Here is a 4484-nt window from a genome sequence, read left to right as displayed (position 1 = left end):
TCGTCATCCAGCTCGCGCGATGAACCACCGCCACCGCCCCTGGAACCGCCACCGCCGTCACGGCTGAAGCCTTCGTTCGGGCCCGACTGGCCGAAATCGGAACCCCGGCTGTTGCCGCCGCCGGCATAACTGCCGACCTGGCCGCCGCCTTCGCCGCGCGCGTCGAGCATCTGCAGCTCGCCACGGAATTTCTGCAGTACGACCTCGGTCGTGTAGCGATCGTTGCCGGTCTGGTCCTGCCATTTGCGCGTCTGCAGCTGGCCCTCGACATAGACCTTCATGCCCTTCTTCAAATACTGCTCCGCCACCTTGGCGAGCTGGTCGTTGAAGATGACGACATTGTGCCACTCCGTCTTTTCCTTGCGCTCCCCGGAATTCTTGTCGCGCCAGCTTTCCGACGTGGCGATGCGGATGTTGACGACCGGGTCGCCCGAATTCAGGCGGCGGATTTCAGGGTCCGCCCCGAGATTGCCGACCAGAATGACCTTGTTGACGCTACCCGCCATCGTACTTCTCCGCGCTCATCCGAAACAAATTTTAAGTCGCTCACCTTACAGCCTGCGGTTCGCCCATGCCCGCGAAGGCTGGCTTTTCCCACAAGGTTTTTGTTCTCTCTTCGTTCTAGTCTTGACCGCTGTTTCTGTCAAGGAATGTCAGCAACAGGTAGTATTCCTGGGCAGGAAACAAGGGGGATATCGGAATGAACGTTGTTTCGCATGAGGATCAGCCGCGCGAAACGTGGCGCGCCGGAGTCGAAACCCGCATGCATGTTGCCGCCGCCAATGGCGCGGCGGGCCTTTGCATATTCGAGCAGTGGGTCGGACCGGGTAGCGGCGCACCAACGCATGCGCACAAAGTCGAGGAAGTACTGACGGTGATTGCCGGCGAAGCCGAAATGTGGGTCGACGACCGACGGGCCGTGCTTGCCGCCGGGCAGTCCCTGATCATTCCCGCGCACCGCAAGCATGGCTTTCGAAACGTAGCTTCCGGCACGCTTCACATCCATGCCGTGCTCGCATCGCCAATCTTCGAGGCAAGCTTCGACGGAGCGGCGGAGCCGGTGAGACGCTGGACGGCCTAAAACGGCGCTTGCCAAACCAATAAGTATCAACTTATGCTTTGTGCATGATCGAAGCAGAGATTTTCCGGGCGCTGGCCGATCCGACACGCCGGGCCGTCTACGAGCGGCTCGCGGCCGGCGAATTGACGGTGTCCGAGCTGCGCGCCGGCGTGAGCGTGTCGCAGCCGGCCGTCTCACAGCATCTTGCCGTGCTGCGCGGCGCCGGACTGGTGATCGAGCGGCGCGCCGGCCGCAACGCCTATTACCGCGCCGACCCGCAAGGACTCGATCCCTTGCTCGGCTGGATCGAACGCTACCGCGCCTTCTGGCCGGAGCGCATCGAGCGTTTGAAGAGGGTTCTGAAGGAAATGGACCAATGACGATTGCCAAACACCCGGCAGCGGCCAACGCGCCGCTCAGCTTCGAATGCGAGCTTCCCGATCCGCCGGAAAAAGTCTGGCGGGCGCTCACCGAGCCGGAACTGCTCGCCGCGTGGCTGATGCCCAACGACATCAAGCCGGCGATCGGTGAGCGCTTTGCCTTTGCCGGACCAAACGCGCCAATCGAGTGCGAAGTGCTCGAGGCCGACCCCGGCAAGCTGCTCCGCTATTCCTGGCGCGAGCGACCGGGCGTGGACGCTGCCGACCGGCTACCGGCATTCGACGGCCCCATCTTCGACAGCATTGTCACCTTCACGCTCGCGCGCACGGTTTCCGGCGGCACGCATCTCAGCATCGTCCATGATGGTTTCGCGACGGTCGCGCAACCTGTCGTCGCCGTTTCCGGCGCCCGCTGCCGGATTTCGCTCGACGCGCGCAAAAGCCCAGCTGCCGCCAACGCGCCAAGCATGGCGCTGCGCGCGGCTTGACCAAAGAACGAGGAGATCTGCGATGAGCGCCTTTGCCAATCTCGTGCCGATGGTAATCGAGCAGTCGAGCCGCGGCGAGCGCGCCTTCGACATTTTCTCGCGGCTGCTCCGCGAACGCATCGTCTTCATCAACGGCGAGATCAATGACGGCGTGTCGGCGCTGGTCTGCGCGCAGCTCCTGTCGCTGGAATCGGATCATCCCGACAAGGAGATATCGATCTACATCAACTCGCCGGGCGGCGTGGTGACCAGCGGCTTCGCCATCTACGACACCATGCAGTACATCTCCTGCCCGGTGTCGACGGTGTGCATGGGCTTTGCCGCCTCGATGGGCTCATTCCTGTTGATGGCAGGCTCGCCCGGTCGGCGCATCGCGCTGCCCAACACCAGGATCGTGCTGCATCAGCCGCTCGGCGGCTTCCAGGGCCAGGCCTCCGACATCCAGCGCCACGCCGAGGACATCCTGCGCACCAAGCGCCACATGACGGAGCTGTACGCCAAGCATTGCGACCGGACCTACGACGAGGTCGAGCGCACGCTCGACCGCGACTATTTCATGACCGCCGAGGAAGCTAAGGCCTGGGGGCTCGTCGACCATGTCTACGACACGCGCAAGAAGGCGGCCTGACCGCGCGGCAAATTGATTGCGGCGCATCTGGCCTCGCCTTCGGCGCGCCTCTATAGTTCGCGCATGATCCGAGCGCGTTCCTTGACGAATCTGGGTTTTGCCGTTGTCGCAGTCGCCGGCGTGCTTGCGGTCGGCACCGCCGCTTTTGCCGACGACAATTCGACACAAAAACTGCCCGGCGTGAGCAGCGACTACCGTATCGCCAAGCCCGCGCCGCAGCCCGAGCCTGACGACGCACTGCCAGCCGGCAGCAACGGCACGTTCAAGATCGGCGACACCGATGTCAGGATTTCGGGCAGCATAACCATCGACATGGCAACGGGCGCCATCAGGCCTCCCAACCACTGAAGCTTACCCCGCATTGCGGACGCCGGCGACGGACCTCCGGCTCGCAAAATGCAAGCCCCGCCACTGCTTCCGCAGGTGGACGGGGCTTTCATGGATCTGAAACCCAATTTTAGCCGGGAGTGGACTGCCGGCGTTCTGTTTCGGATGCAACGCGGCTTTCAGCCGACGATCCGACTATGGTCTCTGATTGTAGGAATCGGCAGGTCACGTTTTTCGGGAGGCGCTCACGCCTACCCTGGCACTATGCCCGCCGCGGCTCCATCGCTTCGTGGAGCCTCAAGGGACTGTCCGGTGGCGTCATGCTCCGCTCCTGGTCCGTTGTGGCAATGTCGTCCGAAGCGCAAATCGCTGAAGCCTGCGGCGTCTCGCAGGCCACCTCTGGGTGACGAGGCCATCGACAGACGGCCGGCTTCGTTGACGCCTTTGAGACTGCCCCCATGGGTCCGAGACGTCAACCGTTGAAGAGCCGGTTACAGAAAAATGTGATCGATCGGAGGTTACGTCCAGGTAAGTCGAATGCCTTCGACTGATCGGTCGCGACGGTTTTTGCAGCCGCTGTTTCCACAGCGCTTTGTCAGGAGGGTGTTCGGCCTTTGTTCTTTCCGCTTGCCCGCTCGCGCGAAAGGCGGTTAAACGCTTTGGTCGAGATTGTGGCGTCTCTCGACGCGGCGACGAGATTACCTACATAGGGGATGGCCGGGACAAACCCGCCAATCCAGCAAATTCCAGACCTGAGGCGGCGACCGGCGATGGCCGACCAAAAATATCTTTCCATTCGCGGCGCGCGCGAACACAATCTCAAGAACGTCGATCTCGACCTGCCGCGCGACAGCCTGATCGTCATGACCGGCCTGTCGGGATCCGGCAAGTCGTCGCTTGCCTTCGACACCATCTATGCCGAGGGTCAGCGTCGCTATGTCGAAAGCCTTTCGGCCTATGCCCGCCAGTTCCTGGAAATGATGCAGAAGCCGGACGTCGACCAGATCGACGGCTTGTCTCCCGCCATCTCGATCGAGCAGAAGACGACGTCGCGCAACCCGCGCTCGACAGTCGGCACCGTCACCGAAATCTACGACTATATGCGCCTGCTCTTCGCCCGCGTCGGCATTCCCTATTCGCCGGCCACCGGCCTGCCGATCGAAAGCCAGACGGTCAGCCAGATGGTTGACCGCGTGCTGGCGCTGGACGAGGGCACGCGTCTCTACCTGCTGGCGCCGATCGTGCGCGGCCGCAAGGGCGAATACCGCAAGGAACTTCTGGAGCTGCAGAAGAAGGGGTTCCAGCGCGTCAAGGTCGACGGCGTCTTCTACGAGATCGCCGACGTGCCGGCGCTGGACAAGAAATACAAGCACGACATCGACGTGGTCGTCGACCGCATCGTAGTTCGCGGCGATCTGGCGACGCGGCTTGCGGATTCGATGGAGACGGCGCTGAAGCTCGCCGACGGGCTTGCGGTGGCCGAGTTCGCCGACAAGCCGCTCGACGCCAGCCGGACGGGCGAGGACTCGGTCAACAAGTCGAAGAACGAGACGCATGAGCGCATCATGTTCTCGGAAAAATTCGCCTGCCCGGTGTCCGGC

General features: G+C 62.8%; 6 protein-coding genes and 1 pseudogene. 6 read left to right on the top strand and 1 reads right to left on the bottom strand.

Going from position 1 to position 4484, the window contains the following annotated elements; genetic code table 11:
* Positions 1-506, bottom strand: a 506-nt coding sequence (gene ssb / locus EOA60_RS20200; protein ID WP_128311787.1) for a single-stranded DNA-binding protein, incomplete at its 3' end; no start/stop codon positions are given.
* Positions 507-700: 194 nt separating this feature from the next.
* On the opposite strand from ssb, the gene EOA60_RS20195 reads away from it, so the two are divergent.
* The 6 genes and pseudogenes from EOA60_RS20195 to EOA60_RS20170 all read left to right on the top strand — a co-directional run.
* A complete protein-coding gene (locus EOA60_RS20195; RefSeq protein WP_066992456.1) occupies positions 701-1081 on the top strand; it encodes a cupin domain-containing protein in 381 nt (126 codons plus the stop codon).
* A 44-nt stretch (positions 1082-1125) separates the two neighbouring features.
* Entirely contained in the window at positions 1126-1440 is a 315-nt protein-coding gene (locus EOA60_RS20190) for a metalloregulator ArsR/SmtB family transcription factor (RefSeq protein ID WP_067319753.1), read from the top strand.
* Complete coding sequence (locus tag EOA60_RS20185) at positions 1437-1928, top strand: SRPBCC domain-containing protein (protein ID WP_067319751.1); 492 nt, start codon at positions 1437-1439, stop codon at positions 1926-1928. The genes EOA60_RS20190 and EOA60_RS20185 overlap by 4 nt, the downstream gene beginning before the upstream one ends.
* A 22-nt stretch (positions 1929-1950) precedes the next feature.
* Positions 1951-2556, top strand: coding sequence for an ATP-dependent Clp protease proteolytic subunit (locus tag EOA60_RS20180; RefSeq protein WP_067319749.1), 606 nt, complete (start codon positions 1951-1953; stop codon positions 2554-2556).
* An 81-nt stretch (positions 2557-2637) separates the two neighbouring features.
* Positions 2638-2904 (top strand): hypothetical protein, encoded by a 267-nt coding sequence (locus EOA60_RS20175; protein WP_095825348.1) that lies wholly within the window; start codon positions 2638-2640, stop codon positions 2902-2904.
* A 749-nt stretch (positions 2905-3653) separates the two neighbouring features.
* Positions 3654-4484, top strand: a pseudogene (locus EOA60_RS20170) (excinuclease ABC subunit A); the annotation flags it as partial.

Source organism: Mesorhizobium sp. M1A.F.Ca.IN.020.06.1.1, assembly GCF_004023265.1.
Lineage (GTDB): Bacteria > Pseudomonadota > Alphaproteobacteria > Rhizobiales > Rhizobiaceae > Mesorhizobium.
Note: the sequence above shows the minus strand (reverse complement) of the source record. Positions and strands in the feature narration are given on the sequence as shown.

Excerpts from the sequence above, each read along its gene's own strand:
- EOA60_RS20195 (WP_066992456.1), top strand. The coding sequence starts at position 701 with ATGAACGTTGTTTCGCATGAGGATCAGCCGCGCGAAACGTGGCGCGCC.
- EOA60_RS20190 (WP_067319753.1), top strand. The coding sequence starts at position 1,126 with ATGATCGAAGCAGAGATTTTCCGGGCGCTGGCCGATCCGACACGCCGG.
- EOA60_RS20180 (WP_067319749.1), top strand. The coding sequence starts at position 1,951 with ATGAGCGCCTTTGCCAATCTCGTGCCGATGGTAATCGAGCAGTCGAGC.
- EOA60_RS20185 (WP_067319751.1), top strand. The coding sequence starts at position 1,437 with ATGACGATTGCCAAACACCCGGCAGCGGCCAACGCGCCGCTCAGCTTC.